Here is a 434-nt window from a genome sequence, read left to right as displayed (position 1 = left end):
CGCGTATTGATCAAAAACGGCACTGTCGTTAACGCAGATGGACAAGCCAAACAGGATTTGCTGATTGAAAGCGGGATTGTTCGCCAGTTGGGCAACAATATTTCGCCGCAGCTCCCGTATGAAGAAATTGATGCCACTGGCTGTTACGTTTTCCCTGGCGGCGTGGATGTCCATACGCATTTCAATATTGATGTCGGCATCGCGCGCAGTTGTGATGATTTTTTTACCGGTACCCGCGCAGCTGCGTGTGGCGGTACAACAACCATTATTGACCATATGGGATTTGGCCCAAACGGCTGTCGGTTACGCCATCAACTGGAGGTTTATCGTGGTTATGCCGCCCATAAAGCGGTCATCGATTACAGCTTTCACGGTGTGATCCAGCACATTAATCACGCAATCCTCGACGAAATCCCGATGATGGTCGAGGAAGG

1 pseudogene is annotated in these 434 nt (G+C 50.2%); it reads left to right on the top strand.

Annotated features, from left to right (window positions below):
• Window positions 1-434: pseudogene (gene hyuA / locus K0039_RS25550) on the top strand (D-phenylhydantoinase); the annotation flags it as partial.

Source organism: Terrisporobacter mayombei (assembly GCF_020748465.1).
GTDB classification, from domain to species: Bacteria; Bacillota; Clostridia; order Peptostreptococcales; family Peptostreptococcaceae; genus Terrisporobacter; species Terrisporobacter mayombei.
The sequence above is the reverse complement of the archived record's forward strand: the minus strand, read 5'-3'. Positions and strand labels throughout refer to the sequence as shown.